Annotated in this window: 21 protein-coding genes; 5 read left to right on the top strand and 16 right to left on the bottom strand. The window is 65.7% G+C overall.

Annotated features, from left to right (window positions below; all coding sequences use genetic code 11):
- Positions 1-53: 53 nt before the first annotated feature.
- Complete coding sequence (locus AC59JP_RS06285) at positions 54-1,202, bottom strand: FAD-dependent oxidoreductase (RefSeq protein ID WP_497324752.1); 1,149 nt, start codon at positions 1,200-1,202, stop codon at positions 54-56.
- 72 nt (positions 1,203-1,274) lie between these two features.
- Here AC59JP_RS06285 and AC59JP_RS06290 point away from each other — a divergent pair, with 72 nt between their 5' ends.
- Positions 1,275-1,934 carry a TetR/AcrR family transcriptional regulator gene (locus tag AC59JP_RS06290; RefSeq protein WP_497324753.1) on the top strand — a complete coding sequence of 220 codons (660 nt, stop codon included), beginning with the start codon at positions 1,275-1,277 and terminating at the stop codon, positions 1,932-1,934.
- Positions 1,935-1,941: 7 nt separating this feature from the next.
- On the opposite strand, the gene AC59JP_RS06295 is transcribed toward AC59JP_RS06290, so the two are convergent.
- The 4 genes from AC59JP_RS06295 to AC59JP_RS06310 all read right to left on the bottom strand — a co-directional run bounded on the left by AC59JP_RS06295 (position 1,942) and on the right by AC59JP_RS06310 (position 6,969).
- Positions 1,942-2,649, bottom strand: coding sequence for a GAF and ANTAR domain-containing protein (locus AC59JP_RS06295; RefSeq protein WP_497324754.1), 708 nt, complete (start codon positions 2,647-2,649; stop codon positions 1,942-1,944).
- 134 nt (positions 2,650-2,783) lie between these two features.
- The gene (locus AC59JP_RS06300; protein WP_497324755.1) at positions 2,784-4,286 is read right to left on the bottom strand and encodes a carboxyl transferase domain-containing protein; all 1,503 of its coding nucleotides are present in this window, start codon (positions 4,284-4,286) and stop codon (positions 2,784-2,786) included.
- The gene (locus AC59JP_RS06305) at positions 4,283-5,482 is read right to left on the bottom strand and encodes a CaiB/BaiF CoA transferase family protein (RefSeq protein ID WP_497324756.1); all 1,200 of its coding nucleotides are present in this window, start codon (positions 5,480-5,482) and stop codon (positions 4,283-4,285) included. Before AC59JP_RS06305 ends, AC59JP_RS06300 begins: the two co-directional genes overlap by 4 nt.
- Before the next feature lie 116 nt (positions 5,483-5,598).
- A complete protein-coding gene (locus AC59JP_RS06310; RefSeq protein WP_497324757.1) occupies positions 5,599-6,969 on the bottom strand; it encodes an SLC13 family permease in 1,371 nt (456 codons plus the stop codon).
- Between the two features lie 192 nt (positions 6,970-7,161).
- Between AC59JP_RS06310 and AC59JP_RS06315 the strand changes: the two genes are divergently transcribed.
- Positions 7,162-7,860, top strand: coding sequence for a FadR/GntR family transcriptional regulator (locus AC59JP_RS06315; RefSeq protein WP_497324758.1), 699 nt, complete (start codon positions 7,162-7,164; stop codon positions 7,858-7,860).
- Positions 7,861-7,977: 117 nt separating this feature from the next.
- Here the strand turns inward: AC59JP_RS06315 and AC59JP_RS06320 are convergent, their stop codons facing one another.
- Complete coding sequence (locus AC59JP_RS06320; RefSeq protein ID WP_497324759.1) at positions 7,978-8,634, bottom strand: GNAT family N-acetyltransferase; 657 nt, start codon at positions 8,632-8,634, stop codon at positions 7,978-7,980.
- Between the two features lie 110 nt (positions 8,635-8,744).
- On the opposite strand from AC59JP_RS06320, the gene AC59JP_RS06325 reads away from it, so the two are divergent.
- Positions 8,745-9,761 (top strand): LLM class flavin-dependent oxidoreductase, encoded by a 1,017-nt coding sequence (locus tag AC59JP_RS06325; protein WP_497324760.1) that lies wholly within the window; start codon positions 8,745-8,747, stop codon positions 9,759-9,761.
- A gap of 12 nt (positions 9,762-9,773) precedes the next feature.
- Here the strand turns inward: AC59JP_RS06325 and AC59JP_RS06330 are convergent, their stop codons facing one another.
- A complete protein-coding gene (locus tag AC59JP_RS06330; RefSeq protein ID WP_497324761.1) occupies positions 9,774-10,646 on the bottom strand; it encodes an LLM class F420-dependent oxidoreductase in 873 nt (290 codons plus the stop codon).
- A gap of 167 nt (positions 10,647-10,813) precedes the next feature.
- Here AC59JP_RS06330 and AC59JP_RS06335 point away from each other — a divergent pair, with 167 nt between their 5' ends.
- Positions 10,814-12,349, top strand: coding sequence for an NAD(P)/FAD-dependent oxidoreductase (locus AC59JP_RS06335; RefSeq protein ID WP_497324762.1), 1,536 nt, complete (start codon positions 10,814-10,816; stop codon positions 12,347-12,349).
- Between the two features lie 64 nt (positions 12,350-12,413).
- Here AC59JP_RS06335 and AC59JP_RS06340 read toward each other — a convergent pair whose 3' ends face one another.
- The 9 genes from AC59JP_RS06340 to AC59JP_RS06380 all read right to left on the bottom strand — a co-directional run bounded on the left by AC59JP_RS06340 (position 12,414) and on the right by AC59JP_RS06380 (position 19,609).
- A complete protein-coding gene (locus tag AC59JP_RS06340; protein WP_497324763.1) occupies positions 12,414-13,088 on the bottom strand; it encodes an urease accessory protein UreD in 675 nt (224 codons plus the stop codon).
- A 1-nt stretch (position 13,089) separates the two neighbouring features.
- Positions 13,090-13,794 (bottom strand): urease accessory protein UreG, encoded by a 705-nt coding sequence (gene ureG, locus AC59JP_RS06345; RefSeq protein WP_497324765.1) that lies wholly within the window; start codon positions 13,792-13,794, stop codon positions 13,090-13,092.
- 39 nt (positions 13,795-13,833) lie between these two features.
- On the bottom strand, positions 13,834-14,478 hold the full coding sequence (locus tag AC59JP_RS06350) for an urease accessory protein UreF (protein WP_497324895.1): 645 nt from the start codon (positions 14,476-14,478) through the stop codon (positions 13,834-13,836).
- A gap of 28 nt (positions 14,479-14,506) precedes the next feature.
- Positions 14,507-16,228: an urease subunit alpha gene (locus AC59JP_RS06355; RefSeq protein ID WP_497324766.1), complete on the bottom strand. Its 1,722-nt coding sequence runs from the start codon at positions 16,226-16,228 to the stop codon at positions 14,507-14,509.
- Positions 16,228-16,539, bottom strand: coding sequence for an urease subunit beta (locus AC59JP_RS06360; protein ID WP_497324767.1), 312 nt, complete (start codon positions 16,537-16,539; stop codon positions 16,228-16,230). The genes AC59JP_RS06355 and AC59JP_RS06360 overlap by 1 nt, the downstream gene beginning before the upstream one ends.
- A gap of 7 nt (positions 16,540-16,546) precedes the next feature.
- On the bottom strand, positions 16,547-16,849 hold the full coding sequence (locus AC59JP_RS06365) for an urease subunit gamma (protein ID WP_497324768.1): 303 nt from the start codon (positions 16,847-16,849) through the stop codon (positions 16,547-16,549).
- A 115-nt stretch (positions 16,850-16,964) separates the two neighbouring features.
- Positions 16,965-18,200 carry a DUF6986 family protein gene (locus tag AC59JP_RS06370; RefSeq protein ID WP_497324770.1) on the bottom strand — a complete coding sequence of 412 codons (1,236 nt, stop codon included), beginning with the start codon at positions 18,198-18,200 and terminating at the stop codon, positions 16,965-16,967.
- Positions 18,201-18,226: 26 nt separating this feature from the next.
- Positions 18,227-18,655: a PaaI family thioesterase gene (locus AC59JP_RS06375; protein ID WP_497324771.1), complete on the bottom strand. Its 429-nt coding sequence runs from the start codon at positions 18,653-18,655 to the stop codon at positions 18,227-18,229.
- A gap of 195 nt (positions 18,656-18,850) precedes the next feature.
- Entirely contained in the window at positions 18,851-19,609 is a 759-nt protein-coding gene (locus AC59JP_RS06380; protein ID WP_497324772.1) for a hypothetical protein, read from the bottom strand.
- Positions 19,610-19,782: 173 nt separating this feature from the next.
- Here AC59JP_RS06380 and AC59JP_RS06385 point away from each other — a divergent pair, with 173 nt between their 5' ends.
- A complete protein-coding gene (locus AC59JP_RS06385; RefSeq protein WP_497324896.1) occupies positions 19,783-21,249 on the top strand; it encodes a FecCD family ABC transporter permease in 1,467 nt (488 codons plus the stop codon).
- Positions 21,250-21,262: the final 13 nt, after the last annotated feature.

Consider the following 21,262-nt stretch of genomic DNA (forward strand, 5'->3'; position numbering starts at 1 on the left):
CTCCCCTGGTCGGTGGACGAACTCTACAGAATGGACCGCGACGCGAGTCGAAACTAATCGACGGCGAGGGAGCCGACCCGAGCAGCGCCGGTCAGCAGTTCGACGAGTCCGTGCGGCGCGCGATCGCCGAGGCATCGATCCAGGGTGTCGTGCGCTTCGAGTGCCACGGAGGCGCTGCGTGTGAACATGGCCGACTCGAACTGCGTCAGCGCTGCGTCCAGGTCCGTTGGCTGTGCGACAAGGGCTTTGGCCAAATCGGCGCCGTCGAACAACGCGAGATTCGCCCCGTCGCCCGAGGGAGGCATCAGGTGCGCGGCGTCTCCGAGGAGGGTGACTCCGGGACGCCGCTCCCACCGATGGTCGTTCGGAAGTGTGTACACCGGCCTCGGCACGGGGTTTGTCTCACTGTCGGTGACGAGGGCGGTGAGTCCACTCGCCCACCCGTCGAACTCGGTCTCGAGGGCCGCGATCACCGCGTCACGGTCGCCGAAATCGGTCGCGTCCATCCACTCGAGCGGACGCTGCAGTTCGACATAGGTGTGCACTACGTTGCCGGCTTCGCGGTGCGCGGCGATGCCCTTGCCCGGTACGAATGCGAACATGGCGCCCTCTCCGACAGTGGCCGCGGCCTCACGGTGTCGACGGTCGACGTCGTGGAGGTAGGTCTCGACGAACACCACTCCCGCATATTCGGGTACTGCGTCCGAGAGCAGCGGACGAACCTTCGACCACGCCCCGTCGGCACCGACCAGCAGATCGGTGGTGGCGGTGGTGCCGTCGGCGAAGGTCAGCGCATGACGACCGTCACCGAGCGCCTGGATCGTGTCGAGCTTGCGCCCCCACCGCACGGTGCCGTCCGGTATGGATTCGAGCAGTATTCGCCGAAGATCTCCGCGCAGCACCTCCGGACGGCCGCCGTTGCCGTCGTCCGGCTCGTCGAGCAGCGCCCGACCTTGCGGGTCGAGGATTCGCGTCGCCTCCCCACCTTCGTGGATGATCGCGCGGAACTCGGCGGTGAGCCCGGCGTCGGCGAGAGCGATCTGACCGTCGTGCTCGTGGATGTCGAGCTGGCCGCCCTGTGTGCGCGCGTCGGGTGACGCATCCGCTTCGTAGACGGTGGCCTCGATGCCGTGCACATGGAGGACGCGTGCGAGGACCAGGCCACCCAGACCTGCTCCCACGATTGCGATGGATGAATCCATGATGCTCTCCTCTTGTTGGAACGCTGTTCCAACATATTGGAACGCCGTTCCATCTGTGTCAAGATGAAGGGCATGGCAACCAGGTCACGGCGCGGGGACGCGTTGTCGAAGACTCGAATCGTCGACGCGGCCATCGAGATTCTCGACAGAGAAGGTGCCGACGCGTTGACGTTCCGCGCCCTCGCGACGCACCTGTCGACCGGCAGTGGCGCGATATATCACCACGTGTCCAACAAGGACGAGTTGCTCACGGAAGCCACGGACGTGATCGTCGCCCGCGCTCTTGCCGAGGTCGACCGATCGTTGGACGCTCGAAACGCACTGCGCAGCATCGGCTTCGGCGTGTACGACGCCATTCACACCCATCGGTGGGTCGGAACCCAGCTGACCGGGACCATGTTGCAGACCCCGTCGATGCGAATCCTCGAGAGCATCGGAACGGCACTCGATCGGATGGGTGTCCCCGAGTACGAGCAGTTCGACTCCGCCACCGCGTTGATGAGCTACGTTCTGGGCCTCGCGACCCAGTACGCTGCCGCGGCCAAGGTGTTGGCGCCAGGAACCGACCGTCGACAACACCTCACTCTGGAGGCCGACCGACTGCGGGAGTTGGATCCGGCCGAGTTCCCCTTCGTGCGCCGAATCGCGTTACTACTCCCCCAGCACGACGATCGAGAACAATTCATGGCCGGATTCGAGCTGATCCTCGCCGGAATCAGCACCAGGACGTGACCCATGGTCAGGTCGGCGGCGCTTCCGACCCCAGCTCCACGAGTTCGCGGGCCAGTGCAGCAACCGGGGTGTTCGAATCCTGAGACAACTTCGACAGCAACGCGAAAGCCTGAAGGGCGTCGATTCGGTAGCGCTCCATGAGCATTCCCTTCGCCTGGCCGATCACGTCACGCGTCGCCAAGGCCGAGTCGAATTGCTCGGTCTTCTTGGCCGCGTACAGGGCGACGGCAGCGTGCGTTGCCAGCATGGCTCCGATTTCTTCGGCTTCGTCGTCGAAGGCGTTCGCGTTGCGCGCGAAGATGTTGAGGGCTCCGAGAGTGTCGTCACCGGTATAGAGCTGAAACGACAAACTGGAACGAACGCCGATCGCCGCGGCCCTCGGTCCGAATCGAGGCCATCGTTCGTCGGTCGTGAAGTCGTTGCTACGCACGAGAATGTCCCGACGAGCCGCGTCCACGCACGGACCTTCCTGCAACTCGGCCTGCAGCAGATCGAGCCGCTCGGGAAGCTCGTTCGTCGCAGCGTGCGACATGAAGGATTTACGGCCGCTGACGATCAGAACGTCGGCGCAGTCGGCGCCCGCGATGAGAGCCGTTGCGCTGCGGGTGACCTCGGACAGGGTGTTCTCGATGCTGCTCGGTTGGAAGAAGGTTCGGGTGGCCTCCGCCAACGCTCGACCGAGATGAAACTCGGGCGCCGGGTGATCGTCGTTCATCGCGGGCTCCGCCCTGTCGTCAGTGCAACGGCAAACTCGTTCGACATGCCGATCCACTTCTAGAATCAAATCCGGGCGCAGTCAAGCGCCGACCCAGCCGATGTCGTGAGTGCCAACCCTACGTGGCGCGATGGTCAGCCGGTCGCCGCCGCGCAGCCGATCCGATCGAAGCGCTTCTCCCGTGCGATACGGCGCATGGACGGATCCTGATTCAGAAGGTCCGTGAGCTCACGGTGCAGTACGGCACCGACCCGGTCGCAGAACTGCTGCGCCTCGTCGGCGGCGTCCGGCCGTTCGGGAATGATCAGATCCACAATTCCGGCACGAAACAGGTCGAGGGACCGAACCCCCTGCTTGGTCGCCATGAGCGCCGCATGGTCGGTGTCGCGGTGCACGATCGCGCTGGCGCCTTCCGGCGGGAGCGGTGACAGCCACGCGTGCTGGGCCGCGAGCACACGGTCGGCCGGTACCAACGCCAGCGCACCGCCACCGGTCCCCTGTCCCAACAGCAACGACAATGTCGGGGTGTCGAGATCGACCATGTCGGCGATGCACCGAGCGATCTCCCCGGCCAGACCACCCTCCTCCGCCTCCTTCGACAAGGCGGCGCCGGCGGTGTCGATCACTGTCACGAGAGGCAGCTGCAGGTCTTGGGCCAACCGCATGCCACGCCGCGCTTCCCGCAGCGCGGCAGGTCCGAGTGGTGTCTCCGCGGTCTGCCCTCGGCGATCCTGCCCAAGAAGGACACACGGCATCTGCCCGAAGCGGACCAGCGCGAGGATCAAGCCGGGGTCGGATTCTCCTTGTCCGGTTCCATTGAGCGGCAACACATCTGCGGCGGTGTTGAACAACAGTTCCCGAACCCCGGGGCGATCCTGGCGGCGTGAAGCAAGGACCGAGGTCCACGCCGGAACGTCCTCGATCTCCCACTCGAGAGGCTCCGACGAGCGTCCTCGGCATCGCGGGATGTCGGTCATGATGCGCAACGCCCGATCGACGATTTCGCCCAGCTGCTCGGGGGGACGAATTGCGTCGATCAGTCCGTGTGCCTGCAAATTCTCCGACGTCTGCACGCCGACCGGGAACGTGGCGTCGTACAGCGCCTCGTAGACCCGCGGACCCAGAAACCCCACGAGCGCGCCGGGTTCGGCGACGGTGACATGCCCGAGCGAGCCCCAGGACGCGAACACCCCGCCGGTCGTCGGATTCCGCAGATAGACGATGTAGGGAAGGTGGGCTGCCTTGTGAGCGGTGATGGCCGCAGTGATCTTGACCATCTGCAGGAAAGCGACCGTCCCCTCCTGCATCCGAGTGCCGCCGGATGTCGGAAGGGCCAGGAGCGGCATCCGTTCGGCGGTGGCGCGGTGCACGGCGGCAACCAGCCGTTCACCGGCAGCGACACCGATCGAGCCGGCGAGAAAGGAGAACTCGCACAACAGAATTGCCACCCTGCGTCCGCGAACGGTCGCCGACCCGGTGATCACGGACTCGTCGAGGCCCGTCTTCTCCCGCGCGCCGGCCAGTTCGGCCGCGTACTGCTCGTCGACGGCGAACTCGATCGCGGGAACGTCCCAGGACTCGAAGCTGTCGGGATCGATCACAAGATCGAGAATCTCGAGCGCCGTCATCCGGGTCATGCGATCGACTCGTTCAGCCAGCCGAGGACCAGATCCTCGTCGGCGCCCAGCACCGGAGGAGCCAGATGCCGGGTCTCGGTCACCTCGGTTCCGTCGGCCTCGAAGAACCGCAGCGGTGGGCCGGGCAACGTGACCTTGCCCAGGGTTGCGTGATCGACGTCGACGAGCAGACCTTGCGACTTCGTCTGCTCCCATTCGTAGACCTCCTGCACGTTGCGGACTTTGCCTGCAGGAACGCCGATCTCGTCGAGAAGTGTCAGAAGCGGCTCGGTCTCGTAGGTGCGGAAGATCTTCGACACGAGCTCGATGACATCGTCGCGACTGTCGACGCGTTGCGGATTGGTCGCCATTCCTTCGAGGTCGGGGTCGATGCCGAATCCCTCGCAGAACCGGTGCCACAAACCCTCGCTGCCCACCGAGATCTGCACTGCACCATCGGAAGTCGGAAACAGTCCGTACGGGCAGATCGACGGGTGATGATTGCCCTGGGCCGTCCCGATCTCACCGGCCACCGTCCACTTGGTCCCCTGGAACGCGTGTACCCCGACGACGCTGGCGAGCAACGACGTGCGCACCACCTTGCCGCGTCCCGTGCGCTCCCGCTCGTGCAACGCAGCCAGGACGCCGAAGGCGCCGTACATGCCGGCGAGCAAGTCGGCGATCGGAACACCGACACGCTGCACGTCCGTGGGCGAGGAACCCGTGAACGACATGAGACCCGCTTCGCCCTGGGCGATCTGGTCGTATCCCGACCGGCCACCTTCCGGTCCGTCGTGGCCGAACCCGCTGATCGAGAGAACGACGAGACGTGGATTGATCTCGGCGAGTCGCTCCGGCGAGAATCCCAGACGATCGAGAACACCGGTGCGGAAGTTCTCGAGAAGCACGTCGGCGCGTTCGATCATGCGCTCGAGTGCAGAGTGCCCGTCGTCGGTCTTCAGATCGAGTGCAATGGACCGCTTGTTCCGATTCGCCGACAGAAAGTACGTGGACTCACGCTCGGCGTCGCGCGGGGTCACGAAGGGCGGGCCCCAACCGCGAGTGTCGTCTCCGCCCTTGGGGGTCTCGACCTTGATGATGTCGGCGCCCAAGTCACCCAGCATCATCGCAGCGTGTGGACCGGCCAGCGCGCGAGTGAGGTCGACCACGACGGTGCCTTGCAGAGGTCCGGTTCGTCCAGTCGTATTCAGTGTCATTGCGTCACGTTCCTTCTGTCGGTGTGAACGACCGATTCGTCGAAACCGGCTTAGTGGCTTATTGGCCTAGCCAATTAAAGTGAACCGAAAGGTCGAGGAGTTGTCAACAAGGAGGGTCAGAGCCAGCCGGGCACGACCAGCAGACCCCAGGCGATCAGCGGTCCCACGATCACGACGAGTGCGCTGTACTTCAGGATCTGCTTGTAGAAAACGTCCTTGTCGACGCCCTGCGCATTGGCAAGCACCAACGCCCCGTTGGTGGAGAAGGGACTGACATCGACGATCGTGGACGAGATCGACAGCGCCACGATGACACCCACTGCTCCGACTTCCCCGGCCAGGAGGAACGGCACCGCCAGCGGAATGGTCACACCGAGGATGGCGGTGGACGATGCGAAGGCTGAGACGATGGCGCCGATGTAGCAGAGCAGGACCGCAACGAGGAGCGGGATACCGATTCCGGCCACCGCGTCACCGACGTACTCGACGGTTCCGGCTTCCTGCAGGACGCCGACGAAGGTGAGGACACCGCCGATGAGAAGGACTGTGGACCAACTGATCTGGTTGATCGCTCCTTTCTGAGCCTTCGGCGACGCAAGAGCGAGGATCACGGCCACGGTCATCGACACGAAGCCGACGTCGAGATCGAGAACGAGCGAGAACACGGCCAGCGACACCAGTCCGACGAGGGTGAGGATCTGATCGAAGGTGATGGCCTTGACCGCAGTGGCCAACGGCGGCGCGTCCTCGACGGTGACCACTTGGCCGGACGGTTTCGGGGTGGACGACCCGAAGCCGCGCATGACCGTTCTGGAGCCGGTTCCTCCGACACCGCTGTTGTCGCCGTCGGGCCGGACGCCGTCTTCGTCGTGGACACTGCGTCCGATCAGGGAGCGGCCGCCGAGGAACACGAACAGCGCGACGCCGATGGCGGCGTTGAACAGCAGACTGCCGAGGAACAGCGTGAGCGGGCTGTTGACCAGCCCGGCCTTCTCGGCGATGTTGTTGACGGTCACGCCGTAGATGCTGATCGGCGAGAATCCGCCGGCCTGTGCGCCGTGGATCACCATCATGCCCATGAGCAGCGCGTTGATCTTGTAGCGAGCAGCGAAGCCGAGAGCGATCGGCGCCACGATGGCAACAGCAGCAGGCCCGAGAGCACCGATCGACGTCAGAACGCCGGTGATCCCGAACATGACCCACGGGATCAGCGCCACCCGGCCTCCCACGAGCCGGACCGCTCCGCGCACCAGTAGGTCGACGGTGCCGTTGTTCTGCGCGATCGCGAACAGGTAGGTGATACCTACGAGGGTGAGGAAGAGGCTGGACGGGAATCCGCCGATGATGTCGTCGGTGTCCATGCCGACGGCGATGGTTCCGACGAAGAAGGCCGCCACGAACCCCAACGCGCCCATGTTCACGGGGAACACGGTCGCGGCAAGGAACATGACGACCAAAGCAAAGATGGGGATCAACTCGGTCGACATCGTGAGTCTCCGGTTCGGGTTCGGTGTCAGCGAAGCGGTTGCTCCGATGATCAGTGGCAAATTGGACTGTCCACTGAGTCAGTTGAAACTGAACCAGTGAAGTGGCTCACTGTCAAGAGCAGATGTGGTGTCGATTACCTGTTATGTGCGGATACGCTGAGTGGAACAGAGGCAGAGAGAGCGAGTAATTCAGTGGCTGAGCAAATTCGCCCGGTGACCCGTCCCCGGCTGTACGAGGTGATCGTCGAGCAACTGTGCGACCACATCGCGCAGCGAAAGATGGAACCCGGTGAACGCCTGCCTGCCGAGCGCGAACTCGCAAGCCAACTCGGTGTCAGTCGTGCGTCGCTCAGCCAGGCGCTGGTGGCACTCGAGGTGCAGGGCATCCTGTCGGTCCGGCACGGCGACGGTGCGGTCCTCGTGCGACGCCCTGTGGGCGACATGGCAATTCGAGCTCTCCGCGAACATGCCGACCGCCTCCCCGAGGTCATCGAGGCCCGTGAGGCGCTCGAGGTGAAGCTCGCCGAGCTCGCCGCGGCACGCCGGTCCGACGCCGAGATGGCCGCCATCGATGCCGCTCTGACGGTCATGGAGTCGGAGATCAGTGGGGGCGAGCGAGGTGTGTCGGGGGACGAGCTGTTCCATCGCGCGATCACCGAAGCAGCGCACTCCCCTCTGCTCGGTCGCCTCATGGGGGAGATCGCGGAACTCATCCGCGAAACGCGGATCGAATCGCTGTCACAGTCGAACCGCCCCCGAGCGTCGCTCGAAGGTCACCGGCGGATCGCCGAGGCCGTACGGCGACAGGAGCCCATGGAGGCAGGACGAGCGATGGCCGAGCACATTCGTATGGTCTCCGACGTCGCCATACTGCGCTCCGAAGGTGCCTGAACTTCGTTCGCGCTGAACGAGATCAGGTCGATCGACCGAATCTCGCCACGCAGTGCCAGACCCGCTTCAGCGACTGCGGGTCGTGACGGCCTTCGCGCGCTGCGCGGCTGACCGTGGTCAGGCTCCGGGTGCGCGGATCACCATCGGCACGGCCGGGAACGCGGCGGCCATCTCGGAGCGCGACTTGCGCAATGCTGCTGTGCCGTAACCCTTCTTGCGGTGGTCGGGATGAATCCACACGCGGAGGTCCACTTCACCGTCGACCAGTTCTCCGAACACCATGCCGACCTTCCTGGTGCCCTCGACAGCGACGTACCAGACCGCGTCTTCCTGATGGAAGCGAGCGAGCGCAGCAGAAATCTCGTCGTCCAGGTCGCCCGCTTCGCCTCCGAGTCCGTCTCCGGCAGCTCCCACGTCCTCGAGGCGAGCCGCGAAGATGTCACGGTCCGACTCCGCCGAGAAGGCCTCGAGAGTCAGGGTGTCTCCGGTGCTGGCCGGTCGCTCGGCAAGGGTGAAGCTCAGCTGATTGTTGAGATCTTCGAGCTCGGTCTGGTTCTTGCGCCGTGCGTCCTTGGTGAGCTGGTCGAACGACATTCCCATCACTGCCTCGCCCCCCAGTCGCGAGGTGCCGAGCAACGTTGCGATGGACTCGACAGCGCTGGGCCGATCGTCGGCCTCGACGATCACGTCGAGCACCTCGTGACGGCGCTCTAGTGCAGTGAGCAGGGCATCGGTGATCTCGCGGCGCGTCGCGGCGTGGTCGTGGTCGGTCATGGGCGCAAGCGTAGAACAGTGCACCCGCGAACCAGAAGCGCAGCGCCGCTTTCCCCGCGCGGCAGGTCGAGTCGGCACCTCGGGGTGGCTGTCGCCCTACAGTGAACGGCGTGTCCACGCCGAAGCCGCTCCGCAAGCTGGGATTCCTCACCATCGGACTGTTCGACGAGAACGATCCCGCCGCCGGTCACGAATCGACCCTGCAGATCATCGAACTCGGTGAGCGACTGGGCTTCGACAGTGCCTGGCTCCGGCACCGTCACCTGCAGTACGGAATCTCCTCCCCCGCCGCGGTTCTCGCAGCTGCGTCGCAGCGCACGAGCCGAATCGAGTTCGGTACCGCGGTCACCCCGATGGGGTGGGAGAACCCCGTTCGGCTCGCCGAGGACTACGCGACGGTGGACCTCCTCTCGGGTGGCCGCATGAATCCCGGAATCAGCGTCGGACCGCCCATGCATTGGGACACGATCAAGGATGCTCTGTACCCCGACACAGCAGACGCCGAGAACTTCGATTACGAACGCGTACAACGATTCCTGCGCGCAGTGCGCGGGGAAAAGGTGAGCGATTTCAGCGGCGTCGAGGGCATCGAGGTGTTCAGCGATCGCGTACAGCCACATGCGGTCGGTCTGGCGGACCGCGTCTGGTACGGCGGCGCAAGTCTGCGGTCGGCGCAGTGGGCCGGGGAGAACGGACTGAACTTTCTCACCAGCAGCGTCGTGAAGGCCGAGGAATCGGACGACTTCGCGGAGATTCAGCAGTCCCACATCACGACTTTCCGTCGGCACCACCCCGACGGTGACAACGCCCGCGTGTCACAGGGTTTGGTGGTCATCCCCACCGACTCGGCGTCACCCGCACAGCGTGCGAAGTACCTCGCCTACGCCGAGTCGCGCCTGCCTCGCACGGCGGCGCCGGTCGGGCCGGCGCGCATGCTCTTCTCCCCGGACATAGTCGGAACTTCCGCGCAGATCGCGGACCGGCTGCATTCTCACGCCGGCTACCTCGAAGTCGACGAGGTGGCCTTCGCGCTTCCCTTCAGCTTCGATCACGAGGACTACGTGCAGATCCTCGGCGACATCGCAGGCAGTCTCGGGCCGGCACTCGGGTGGAGCCCCGCTGCCTAGCTGTCAGTACACCTAGCCCATGCCCGCGAGACGGCTCACGGTCTTGTCCGTCATTTCACTGACCCAGCGAGCAGGATCGCCGCCGGCAGGACCAACGCACACGGTGTCGATCCCGAGTGCGGCGTAGCCCTCCATGTCGGTGAGAAACGTGTCGACGTTCTCCAGCGGGTCGTAGCCGATAATGATCGTGTTCTCGATCGCCGACGGGTCGCGGCCCTCGGTCTCACAGTGGCCTCGAAGCACCTCCAGCTTGTGCGCGACGGTCTGCTGATCCGGTGCGAAGAGATTGCAGGCATCGCCGTACTTGGCGACGAAGCGCAGCGTTTTCTTCTCGCCACTGCCGCCGATCATGATGCGCGGCCTCGGAGAACTGATCGGTTGGGGCGAACAGATGGTCTCGGCCAGCGAGTAGTGGGTGCCGTCGAAGGGCCCGTCGTTCTCGCTCCACATCTGATTGCAGATCTGCAAGGTCTCCTCGAGCCGCTCGAAGCGCTCCGCCATCGGTGGGAACGGCACGCCCAGCCCGAGGTGCTCACGCTCGTACCAGGCGGCGCCGATACCCAGCAGGGCCCGGCCACCCGACAGAACGTCCAGAGTGGTGACCGTCTTGGCCAGCAGGCCGGGGTACCGGTAGGTCACGCCGGTGACCAACAGGCCCAGCGTGATCCGCTGCGTCCGTCCCGCCAGGAAGCCCAGCGAGGTGTAGCCCTCGAGCATCGGGTCGTACGAGGTGGCAAGACTTTCCATCTGGAACCAGTGGTCCATGAGCGTGAACTGGGAGCACCCGCCCTCGTCCGCAGCAACGGCGCTCTCGGACAGCGCGGACGCGAGGGACGGCGTTCCACCGGGAAGGGTGAAATTGGCGAAGTGGATGGCTAGCTGCATGACTGTGTCACCTTCGGTCGGGCCGGTCCGGTACCGACCTCGACAGTAGGCGCGCTCTCGCCGCGGGTGCGAGGAACAATTTGTCCATCTCGACCGGGCCTCATCGAGACGCTGCGACGCAGGGCGACTACCGTTGTAGACAAGTCCCAGTAATGTAGGAGCGATATATGAGCGTCCAACCGGTCGAAAACAAGCGACACCGAGTGGTCGTCATCGGTTCGGGTTTCGGAGGGCTCTTCGGAGCTCAAGCCCTGAAGCGGGCAGACGTGGACGTGACGCTGATCGCGCGCACCACGCACCATCTCTTTCAGCCCCTGTTGTACCAGGTGGCCACCGGCATTCTGTCCGTCGGCGAGATCGCGCCGGCCACGCGCGTCATTCTGCGCAAGCAGAAGAACGCCGAGGTCTTGATGGGCGACGTCGAGAGCATCGACCTCGAGGCGCAGACGGTCACGTCACGCCTGCTCGAGCGCGTCACGGTGACCCCGTTCGACAGCCTCATCGTGGCCGCCGGCGCACAGCAGTCCTACTTCGGTAACGATCACTTCGCCGAGTTCGCGCCCGGCATGAAGACGATCGACGACGCACTCGAACTGCGTGGCCGCATCCTCGGATCGTTCGAGCAGGCCGAGCTGTCCAACGATCCGCAGGAGCGCGAGCGCCTTCTGACCTTCGTGGTCGTCGGCGCCGGTCCCACCGGTGTGGAGTTGGCCGGTCAGATCTCCGAGCTCGCGGGTCGCACGCTCGACGGGGCGTTCCGCAACATCGACCCCAAGAACGCCCGCGTCATCCTGCTGGACGCGGCGCCCGCCGTGCTCCCGCCGATGGGCCAGAAGCTCGGCCTCAAAGCTCAGCGTCGGCTCGAGAAGCTCGGTGTCGACGTTCAGCTCAACGCGATGGTCACCGGTGTCGACGTCGACGGGATCACCGTCAAGGACAAGGACGGCACGGAGCGGCGTATCGAAGCTCAGTGCAAGGTGTGGTCGGCCGGTGTGCAGGCCAGCCCGCTCGGCAAGCAGCTCGCCGATCAGTCCGACGGCACCGAGGTCGACCGTGCCGGTCGCGTCATCGTCGAGCCCGACCTGACGGTCAAGGGACACCCGAACGTCTTCGTCGTCGGCGACATGATGTCGGTGAAGGACGTTCCCGGTATGGCGCAAGGCGCCATCCAGGGCGCCAAGTACGCAGTCAAACAGATCAAGGGGTCGCTGGCGGGCCAGGATCCGGCGCAGCGCAAGCCCTTCTCCTACTTCGACAAGGGCTCGATGGCCACGGTGTCGCGTTTCAGCGCGGTCGCCAAGGTCGGAAAGCTCGAGTTCGGCGGATTCATCGCGTGGATCGCGTGGCTCGGTCTGCACCTGTTCTATCAGGTCGGCTACCGCAACCGCCTCACGACGATCATCAGCTGGTTCGTCACGTTCCTCGGACGTGGACGTGCGCAGATGGCGTCGACGGAACAGCAGGTGTTCGCGCGTCTCGCCATCGAGCAATTGCACACGTTGGGCAAGGAGAAGAATCTCGACGGTATCGCCGTCCCCACCCGAACCGTCGACGCGACGTCGAAGTCCGGAAACCGCGATACCAGCGCGACGATGGACAAGGCGGGTGAGGACAAGCAGTCCGACAGCACCGAGAAGGACGCTGCGTCCGGGGCGCCGACGGATGTCGAACACGACAACGCGGGTGCCACGCGCGCGGGCTGACCGACCCTCAGGAACGGCGAATGGCCGCCGATGCGATTACCGCATCGTCGGCCTTCGTTTGCGTTCAGGAACTCGGCAGATCGTCGCCCATCCAGGTGGTCAGCGAACCACCACCGACGAGCGGTAGTCGAACGCCGGCGCGGTCCATGCGATCACCGTCCACGAGCACGGTGTCTTCCGTCTCCGCACCGGTGATGTGCAGTGTGCTGATCAGCGCGGCCGGCGCGAACAGTGCGTCGTGTCCGGCCGCGCCGCGACCGAGTTCGAGCCGGTGACGCAATCGCGGCCGGTCCCCCACATCGACATTCAACGTTCCCGACCAATGCCCGGCGTGTTCGTTCGATCGCCCTATCCGTACCCGCTCACGAAGGACGACGGACGCGGACTGCGCCATCTGCACGTGCGTGACCGTCCGGTGGTCTGCGGTGGACGCCACGATGGTCGGTTGTGGGTCGAACACGAGGGATCCGCCGTCGGCCACGTCGAACCGCCAGGTGGCGGTGGACAGATCCACTTCTCGCGACGGCAGGGCGACCGTGGCCGCCACGCTGCGCAGCACAAGGGTCGCGCCGGCCTCGACCCGAACGTCGACGCAGATCTCGTCGCCGCCGAGCGGTGTCTGGGCGGTACCGATCAGGTGGACGGTGTCGGGCCCCGTCTGGCGAGCAGCGATGCCGCCGACGGCCACGAAGCGCGGACTTCGGCTGGCCGATGCGACGACCCGAACTTCGGTACGCAACCTACGTGCTGCTGAGCGCCGCGTCGGACTCGGCGACCACGGCGAGTTGCTCACGGACCCAACGCAACACCTTCGTCGCCGACGGGTCCTCCGTCAGCGAGATCATCACCGTCGGTCGGTCCTCACGCGCGGCGGCCGCGTCGCGTTCCATGACCGTGAGGTCGGCGCCGACCATCGGCGCGAGGTCGGTCTTGTTGATGACCAGCAGATCCGAGAACGTCACGCCCGGACCGCCCTTGCGCGGAACCTTGTCTCCCCCGGCGACGTCCACCACGAAGATCTGGACGTCGATCAGACCCGAGGAGAAGGTGGCGGTGAGGTTGTCTCCCCCGGACTCGACGAGCACGAGGTCGAGCGGAGGGTTCTGCTCCACGAGGTCGTCGATGGCATCGAGGTTCGCGGTGATGTCGTCGCGTATCGCCGTGTGGGGGCAGCCACCGGTCTGCACGGCCGTGATTCTCTCGTCGGGCAACACGGCGTGCCGACGAAGGAAGTCCGCATCCTCGGTGGTGTAGATGTCGTTCGTCAGAACCGCCAGCGAAAGCTCTTCTCGCAGTTCCCTGCACAGCGCGGCCACCAGCGCGGTCTTGCCCGACCCGACCGGTCCACCGATTCCGATTCGCAATGCCTCGCCCGGCGTGCGGGTGCGCTTGGGCCGGTCGTGTGCGTGGGAATGTGGTTCGCCGTCGATCAGATGCGGAGGCATGGAGACTCTCTTTCTCACAAGGTCGTGCGGTGCAGGACTTCAGGATACGAACAGGGGCCGATCACGTTGGAGGTGCTTCTCGCCGAGAAAGTCGAGAAGAGGATCGGACAGGTCCGTCAGTTCGGGTAGGCGCGCGGCCACCGCCTCGGCCGTCCGATCGCATTCGGCGGTCAATCGGAAGGTGCAGGCAGCGACGTCGGCTGGGTCGAGCGCAAGCAATCGTTGGGCGGCGATGGCCGACCCGGTCATGGCGGTGTAGATCTGAACCAGAGCCGTCTCGTGCGTGCCCAGCTCGGTCACCTCGGCCACCACACCCGACACCACGGGCAGGTGCGGACGTGGCCCCAGCAGCGACCAGTCACGGTGCGGCCACGTGTGCTTCGCGAGTCTCAGCAGGCCTCGGCCCTGCGCCCGAGACGCAGATCGTGCTGCGGGCGAGGGTGTACGAGCGTCGGTTTCGAAGTCGGCCGAGCGCGGATCGAGCAGGCCCGACGCCACGGCGGCCGCGATGGAACCGGCCACCGCACCGCTCGATCGAATTCGGCGCAGAAGATAGGCCTCGACCGTCGCGAGGTCGTGCACCACCCCCGACGTCACCGCTTCCTCGGCGCCACCGGAATGCACGTGCCCGCCGATCGGCAGTCGCGAATCGGCGAGCGTGAGCAGAGCGGACAGCTGCATCAGGCCGGGCTCATCAGAACAGGAAATACCATCAGAACAGGAAATACCGCTGCGCCATGGGGAGTTCCGTTGCCGGCTGCTCCGTCCACACGTCGCCGTCGATGCGGACGGTGAACGTGTCCGGATCGACCTCGATGCTCGGCGTGGCGTCGTTGTTGGGCATGTCGGCCTTGCCTATCCGCCGAACGTTGCCGACCGCGACGAGCTTTCGATCGCAGGCCAGCCGGTCGGCCAGGCCGTCCTCGATGGCCTGGGGGGACACGAAGTGCAGCGACGTGGCGGCGGCCGCCTTCGGCGCGGCCCCGAACATGGGTCGGGGAAACTCGGGTTGCGGAGTCGGAATGGACGCGTTCGCGTCACCCATCGTCGCCCACGCGATCATGCCGCCCTTGAGGACCACGTGCGGTCGCACGCCGAAGAAGGCCGGTTCCCAGAGGACCAGATCGGCAAGCTTGCCCGGTTCGACCGACCCGACCTCCTTGTCGAGGCCGTGGGCGATCGCCGGGCAGATGGTGTACTTGGCGACGTATCGCTTGGCCCGCTCGTTGTCCGCACGGGTGTCGCCCGGCAGGAATCCGCGCCGCTTCTTCATGACGTGAGCGGTCTGCCACGTCCGCATCACGACCTCGCCGATGCGTCCCATGGCCTGCGAGTCGCTGCCGATCATGGAGATGGCCCCGATGTCGTGCAGAAGGTCTTCGGCCGCAATGGTCGACGGCCGAATTCGACTCTCCGCGAACGCAAGATCCTCGGGGATGGACGGACTGAGATGGTGGCACACCATCAGCATGTCCAGGTGCTCGTCGAGAGTGTTGACCGTGTGCGGCCGCGTCGGATTGGTGGAACTCGGCAGCACGTGCGGCTGGGCGGCCACCGTGATGATGTCCGGTGCGTGACCACCTCCGGCGCCTTCGGTGTGATACGCGTGAATGCCGCGGCCTGCGATCGCCGCCAAGGTGTCCTCGACGAAGCCCGCTTCGTTCAGAGTGTCCGAGTGCAACGCTGCCTGCACGCCTGCGGCATCGCACACCGTCAGGCACGCATCGATGGCCGCGGGGGTCGAGCCCCAGTCCTCGTGAAGTTTGAATCCCGATGCGCCGGCGCGCAATTGCTCCCACATGGCCTCGGGATTGACAGTGTTGCCCTTGCCCAGCAGCACGATGTTCATCGGCCAGCCGTCGAGCGCTTCGAGCATGCGTGCCAGGTGCCACGCACCGGGTGTCACCGTCGTGGCCTTGGTTCCCTCGGCGGGTCCGGTGCCACCGGCGATGACGGTCGTGATGCCGCCACCGAGTGCCTCGTCCATGAGCTGCGGCGCGATCAGGTGCACGTGGCAGTCGATGGCGCCGGCGGTGACGATGCGGCCGTTGCCCGCGATGATCTCGGTCGACGGCCCGATCACGAGGTCCGGGTGTACTCCGTCCATCGTGTCGGGATTGCCCGCTTTGCCGAGCGCCACGATGCGACCGTCACGAATCCCGATGTCTGCCTTGACCACTCCCCAGTGATCGAGAATCACGGCGCCGGTGATGACCGTGTCCGGTGCACCGTCGGCGCGGGTCGCGCGGGACTGTCCCATCGACTCACGGATGACCTTGCCACCGCCGAACACGGCTTCCTCACCCGCGCGGCCCGGTCCGCCGCACCGGTCCTCGGTGATTTCGATGAGAAGGTCGGTGTCGGCCAGGCGAATTCGGTCACCCGTCGTGGGCCCGAACAGCTGCGCGTACCGGGAACGTGACAGTTCGGCCATCAGGAATCCAACTTTCCGGGTGGTGTCATGCTGAGCCCGTGCACCTCTCGGGTTCCGCCGAGGTCGACAAGAACGACGTCCTGCGCGATGCCGGGCTCGAAGCGGACGGCGGTTCCGGCCGGGATGTCCAACCGCTTCCCGTGGGCCGCCACCCGGTCGAAGTTCAGCGCGGCGTTGGACTGTGCGAAGTGCACGTGGCTGCCCACCTGGATCGGGCGGTCGCCGTCGTTGACGACGTGCAGTTCGGTGACGACCGCACCGGCATTGAGCTCGATGACACCGTCCTCGGTGATGACTTCTCCGGGAATCATGCGCGCCTCATGTGATCGGGTTGTGCACGGTGATGAGCTTGGTTCCGTCCGGGAACGTCGCCTCGACCTGAACTTCGACGAGCATCTCCGGAATGCCGTCCATGACGTCGTCGCGGGAAAGCACCTCACGGCCCGAAACCATCAGCTCGGCAACGGATCTGCCGTCCCTGGCTCCCTCGAGCAGGTGATCGGTGATCACTGCGATGGACTCCGGGTGGTTCAACTTCAACCCACGTCCCTGCCGCCGACGAGCCAGTTCCGCTGCGTAACTCAACAGCAGCCGCTCCTGCTCGTGCGGTGACAAACGCATCGGCGCGCTCCTTCTCGGTTCCGCAAGGTGCCCGACCCGGTGGGTCGCACCGGTAATGGTGACACGAAAACTCGAACGGCACAGTCCGACAGTGCAAGCGAACGGGTCGAAACCGTCAGTCCTCGGGGGTTCGGCGAGCGAGCAAGCCCCGCAGCACCTCGGGTGTGACCGCGGGCGCCACCGCCGCGACGGCGGACGGATCGAAGGATCCCGTGTCGAGTCCTCGCATCACCACCGCAGCGAGTGCCTGCGCCGTGGCGGGTTCGTCCATCACGGCGCCGGCCTGCCGGTCGAGATAGGCCTGCAATCGAACGGCTGCGGGCTCGAGTGCTGCTCCGAAGAACGAGAACGTCGCGAGCCACCTCGTGACGAGATGTCCGGGATGCATGTCCCAGCCCTGATAGAAGCCTCGCTCGAGCGACCTGGTGACGAGCCTGAAATGGCGTCGAATCGCCTCGGTCACCTGCGCGTGATCTCCGCTGGGAACGACCTGAGTCGATCCGTCGCTGATCCAGACGCCGGTCTGCGCGGCGGCGGCGAGGATGACGTTCTTCGCATGGTCGGCCACAGAATGCTCGAGCGATTGCTGAGCCGACGTGATGCCGCACGCAGCGCTGTAGTCGTACGTGCCGTAGTGCAGCCCTGTGCACCGACCGTCCGCGGCATGGATGGCGGGAGCCACGGTAGCGGTACCGTCCGCTCCGACCACAGCTTGCGGGCTTTCGATCTGCAGCTCGAAACGTAAGGATCCGGCGGAGAGGCCGTGCGCCTTCTCCAGCTCCTCACACAGAGCGACGACCGCGGTCACCTGTTCCACCGCACGGAGTTTGGGCACCGTGAACACGAAGCCGTCGGGTACGCCGCCCGCACCGTCGAGCACGAGTTCGAGTGTGCGAATGCCGCGCCTGCGTTCGTGAGGCGCGAGACCCTTCGCCCTGATTCCGAGCGCGATGGGACCGTCGGTGCGCGCAGCGAGGTGCGCGAGAACCGCTCCCGCGGCGCGGGCGTGGCCGTCCTCCGCGGAATCCCCACGCCACCCGTATCCGTCTTCGAAGTCGATACGCAGATCCTGAATCGGGTTGCGCAGCAGCCTGTTCGCAACCCGCTCGACCACGTGGTCTCCAGCGAGCGACGACAGCAGGTCGGTGTTGGCGGCGAGCAGCTCCGCCGCGGCCGCACCCCACTCGTCCGTCGTGCGGTCGGTGGCGTCCGCGGCGCTGACGTACACCGTGTGCGCGGGCTGGCCGCCGATGCGTTCACCCGGATACCGACGTTCGAGGTGACGATCGACGGGATCGAGGATCGCGTCGATGCGGTCGAGCGCTGCGGTGGTCAGATGTGGGTCGATCACGAGGCGAAGTCTCCCAGACTGCCGAGTCAGTTGCCGATCGCGGCCGTGTCGGTGATGTTCTGCAGGCGCACCTGCCCACGTGCGATCTGGCGATCCTCCTCGTCGGTGATGACCACGGCCCACAGCTGCTGGGTGCGGCCTCGATGAATCGGAGTCGCTTCGGCTCGGAGTACACCGGATCGGCAGGCGCGGATGAAGTCGGTGCTGTTGTTGACACCGACGACGTGACCTCGGTCGCCGAACCATACGGAGCCGGCGGCACTGGCCACGGACTCGATGACCGCGCAGTGCACACCACCGTGGACGATTCCCCACGGCTGCAGCAGTTCCGGCGTGACGGTCCACGTCGCCCGCACGCGGTCGGGAGTGAGCTCGGTGTACGAGAGTCCGAGCACCTTGTCGAATCCGGTCGCGAGCATCTCTGCGAGGGCGTCTCCGGTCGGAACGTCAGCCATGGTGTCTCCCTTGTCCGTAGAACTGGCACGTTGTTCGGGACCGACACTACGAGAGGAGAAAATCGACGGGCCCCACACGGCGCATTCGCGTGCGGGGCCCGTCGTGGCAAGGACCGTGAGTCACTGCAGCCCTCAGGACTTCGGCCGGTCCGATGTCGTCTCGTGTTCTGCGTGGAGCATATAGGACAGGCTGCCCTAAGTCACTGCCCAGGTCATCCGCGTCGATCGCAACTCGCCCCGCACCGGTTGCCCGAGGGAGACGAACGCGTCGAGCAATTCCTGGCCACGCAGCCAGGCCGCACGTCGATCGGATCCGCCCTGGATGGGGACGAACGAGGACGCGCCGACCACAGCGCGGCCGACCAACCGCCAGAATCGGTCGCTGTCCACGGCAGCGAATTCGGTCAGGGCCGTGCGTATCTCGGTCAACGACGTCAGGCATCGGTGCGCGCACCATACGACCAACGCCTCGAGGCACGGCACGGTGACGACGCCGGGCCGACCGGCGTGCGCATCGTCCGGAAGAACGCGCAGCGTGGGGTCGGCCACGCCCGTCCAGTCGATGCCGACATCGCTGTCGAGGTGTATCCACAGATTGTCGATTCCGGGGTCCCACACTCGCGCTTCGAGTGCGAGCAGGGCGGCCGACCGCCCGACGACGGCGTGGATCAATGCGGTGGCCACGTGTTCGGCGGCGTCTTCCGGCCGAGCCGTGTCCTGCGCTGCACGTTCACACAGCGCGGTGATCCGTCCGGACTCCGACCCGGATGCCAGCGCCCACCACCGGCGCTTCCCCTGAGTGCTCATGTCGGCAACCGCGTAGACACGTGGGTGATCGGGATCGAGAGCGCGCAGTCGAGTGTTGCTCTGCGCCAGAACCGAGGACGCGGCCGTCTGGCGAAGAGCCTTGTCGACGATCCGTTCCGCTAGCCACGTGTCGTGCACTGCCGTCATCGGTCGACCTCCATCGTTCCGGGTTGAATGTAGGTTAGCCTAACCAGACTAGATACACAGATGAATTCGAAGTGCGGAACGACGACCCGCAGGATCCATTTGGTTAGCCTTCCGTAACCTGGAGGGACTACACGACGACAAGGCAGGAGGGCTCAGGCGTGACGACACGATCCGTGGCCGACTCGGCCCTGCCCGACCCGTCGTCGGGTCCGCACGTAGCCCCGGACGACCGGTACGGCATCACGGTCGTTCCGACGGGACCGGCTCCGCGGCGTCTCACACTCACCGCCGACGCGATCGACGCTCTGGTGGTGGTGCTACCCCTGATTCTGGGCACCCTCGTCGTCGACTCGCTGCGAGCGGACAACGGAGGCGGCCAAGCCGACCGCGTCGTGTTCGGCAGCCTCGCCGTGGTGATCGCCGTGTGCGCCCTGGTCTGGAACCGCGGTTTCCGCGACGGCAGAACCGGCTCCGGGGTCGGCAAGAACATCGTGGGACTCGTGCTGCGCGACAAGGAGACTCGCTCGGCCGTCGGTGTGCGCCGCGCACTGGCGCTTCGCACCACCGGGGTCGAGGTGGTTCGCCGCGCGACGGCGACCCACGAAGAATTTCTACCGATCGAACCAGATGGATCCGTGGCCGCCGTCCGGCGACGTCGCCTGATCGGACTGACCGCGCTCGCGGTGGCGCTCGTCGTCGTCGCCGCGATGAGCATCGCGATCGGCGCTCGCCCGCTCGCCTTCACAGAAATTTTCCATGCACTGTTCGCCTCGACCGGTAGTGACACCGATACCGTCGTGCGCTCCCTTCGGATTCCCCGTACCGCACTCGGCTTCGTGGTCGGCGTCGCACTCGGCGTGGCGGGAGCACTGATTCAAGGCCACACGCGAAACCCCCTGGCGGACGCGGGACTTCTCGGTCTCAACGCCGGCGCCGCGTTCTTCGTCGTCATGGGCATCTACCTCTTCGGCCTCGTGTCGCCGGGCGACTACCTCTGGTTCGCGTTCGCGGGGTCGGCGGTGGCCAGCATCGTCGTGTTCGGTCTGTCGTCGATCGGGTCGGGTGCAGCCGGTCCCCTCACGCTGGCGCTCGCCGGAGCGGCGGTCGCATTCTTTCTGCAGGCCATGACGAATGCCGTCGTTCTGCTCGACCAGACGACGCTCGACGGCTACCGCTTCTGGATCGTCGGATCGGTTGCCGGACGAGGGACGGACGTCCTGTGGACCGTCCTCCCGTTCATCGCCGTGGGAATCGTCATCGCCCTGGCCAGCACACCCAGCCTCAACAGCCTGAGCCTCGGTGACGACGTCGCTCGATCCCTGGGCACGAACGTCGGTCTGTCCCGCGTGCTCGGCATCGTGGCCATCACGCTGCTGACCGGAGCCGCCACAGCGGCGTGTGGCCCGATCGCCTTCGTCGGTCTGGTCGTCCCGCACATCGCTCGATCGATGACGGGCCCCGACTATCGATGGCTGGTGCCCTACGCCGGTCTGCTCGGTGGTCTGCTCCTGGTGCTCGCCGACGTGATCGGCAGGGTGCTCGTTCGCCCCGGCGAGCTTCAGGTGGGAATCGTTCTGGCCATCGTCGGCGCGCCCTTCTTCATCGCACTGATCAGGCGCCGGAAGTTGGTGACGTTGTGAAACTTGACGAGGC

It is taken from the genome of Rhodococcus sp. 320_ES, assembly GCF_059691855.1.

Bases quoted from the DNA above. Each gene is read 5' to 3' on its own strand.
- AC59JP_RS06300 (WP_497324755.1), bottom strand. From the start codon at position 4,286: ATGACCCGGATGACGGCGCTCGAGATTCTCGATCTTGTGATCGATCCC.
- AC59JP_RS06295 (WP_497324754.1), bottom strand. From the start codon at position 2,649: ATGAACGACGATCACCCGGCGCCCGAGTTTCATCTCGGTCGAGCGTTG.
- AC59JP_RS06285 (WP_497324752.1), bottom strand. From the start codon at position 1,202: ATGGATTCATCCATCGCAATCGTGGGAGCAGGTCTGGGTGGCCTGGTC.
- AC59JP_RS06330 (WP_497324761.1), bottom strand. From the start codon at position 10,646: ATGCAGCTAGCCATCCACTTCGCCAATTTCACCCTTCCCGGTGGAACG.
- ureG (WP_497324765.1), bottom strand. From the start codon at position 13,794: ATGCCTCCGCATCTGATCGACGGCGAACCACATTCCCACGCACACGAC.
- AC59JP_RS06360 (WP_497324767.1), bottom strand. From the start codon at position 16,539: ATGATTCCCGGAGAAGTCATCACCGAGGACGGTGTCATCGAGCTCAAT.
- AC59JP_RS06310 (WP_497324757.1), bottom strand. From the start codon at position 6,969: ATGTCGACCGAGTTGATCCCCATCTTTGCTTTGGTCGTCATGTTCCTT.
- AC59JP_RS06375 (WP_497324771.1), bottom strand. From the start codon at position 18,655: ATGGCTGACGTTCCGACCGGAGACGCCCTCGCAGAGATGCTCGCGACC.
- AC59JP_RS06335 (WP_497324762.1), top strand. From the start codon at position 10,814: ATGAGCGTCCAACCGGTCGAAAACAAGCGACACCGAGTGGTCGTCATC.
- AC59JP_RS06380 (WP_497324772.1), bottom strand. From the start codon at position 19,609: ATGACGGCAGTGCACGACACGTGGCTAGCGGAACGGATCGTCGACAAG.
- AC59JP_RS06305 (WP_497324756.1), bottom strand. From the start codon at position 5,482: ATGACACTGAATACGACTGGACGAACCGGACCTCTGCAAGGCACCGTC.
- AC59JP_RS06365 (WP_497324768.1), bottom strand. From the start codon at position 16,849: ATGCGTTTGTCACCGCACGAGCAGGAGCGGCTGCTGTTGAGTTACGCA.
- AC59JP_RS06355 (WP_497324766.1), bottom strand. From the start codon at position 16,228: ATGGCCGAACTGTCACGTTCCCGGTACGCGCAGCTGTTCGGGCCCACG.
- AC59JP_RS06290 (WP_497324753.1), top strand. From the start codon at position 1,275: ATGGCAACCAGGTCACGGCGCGGGGACGCGTTGTCGAAGACTCGAATC.
- AC59JP_RS06320 (WP_497324759.1), bottom strand. From the start codon at position 8,634: ATGACCGACCACGACCACGCCGCGACGCGCCGCGAGATCACCGATGCC.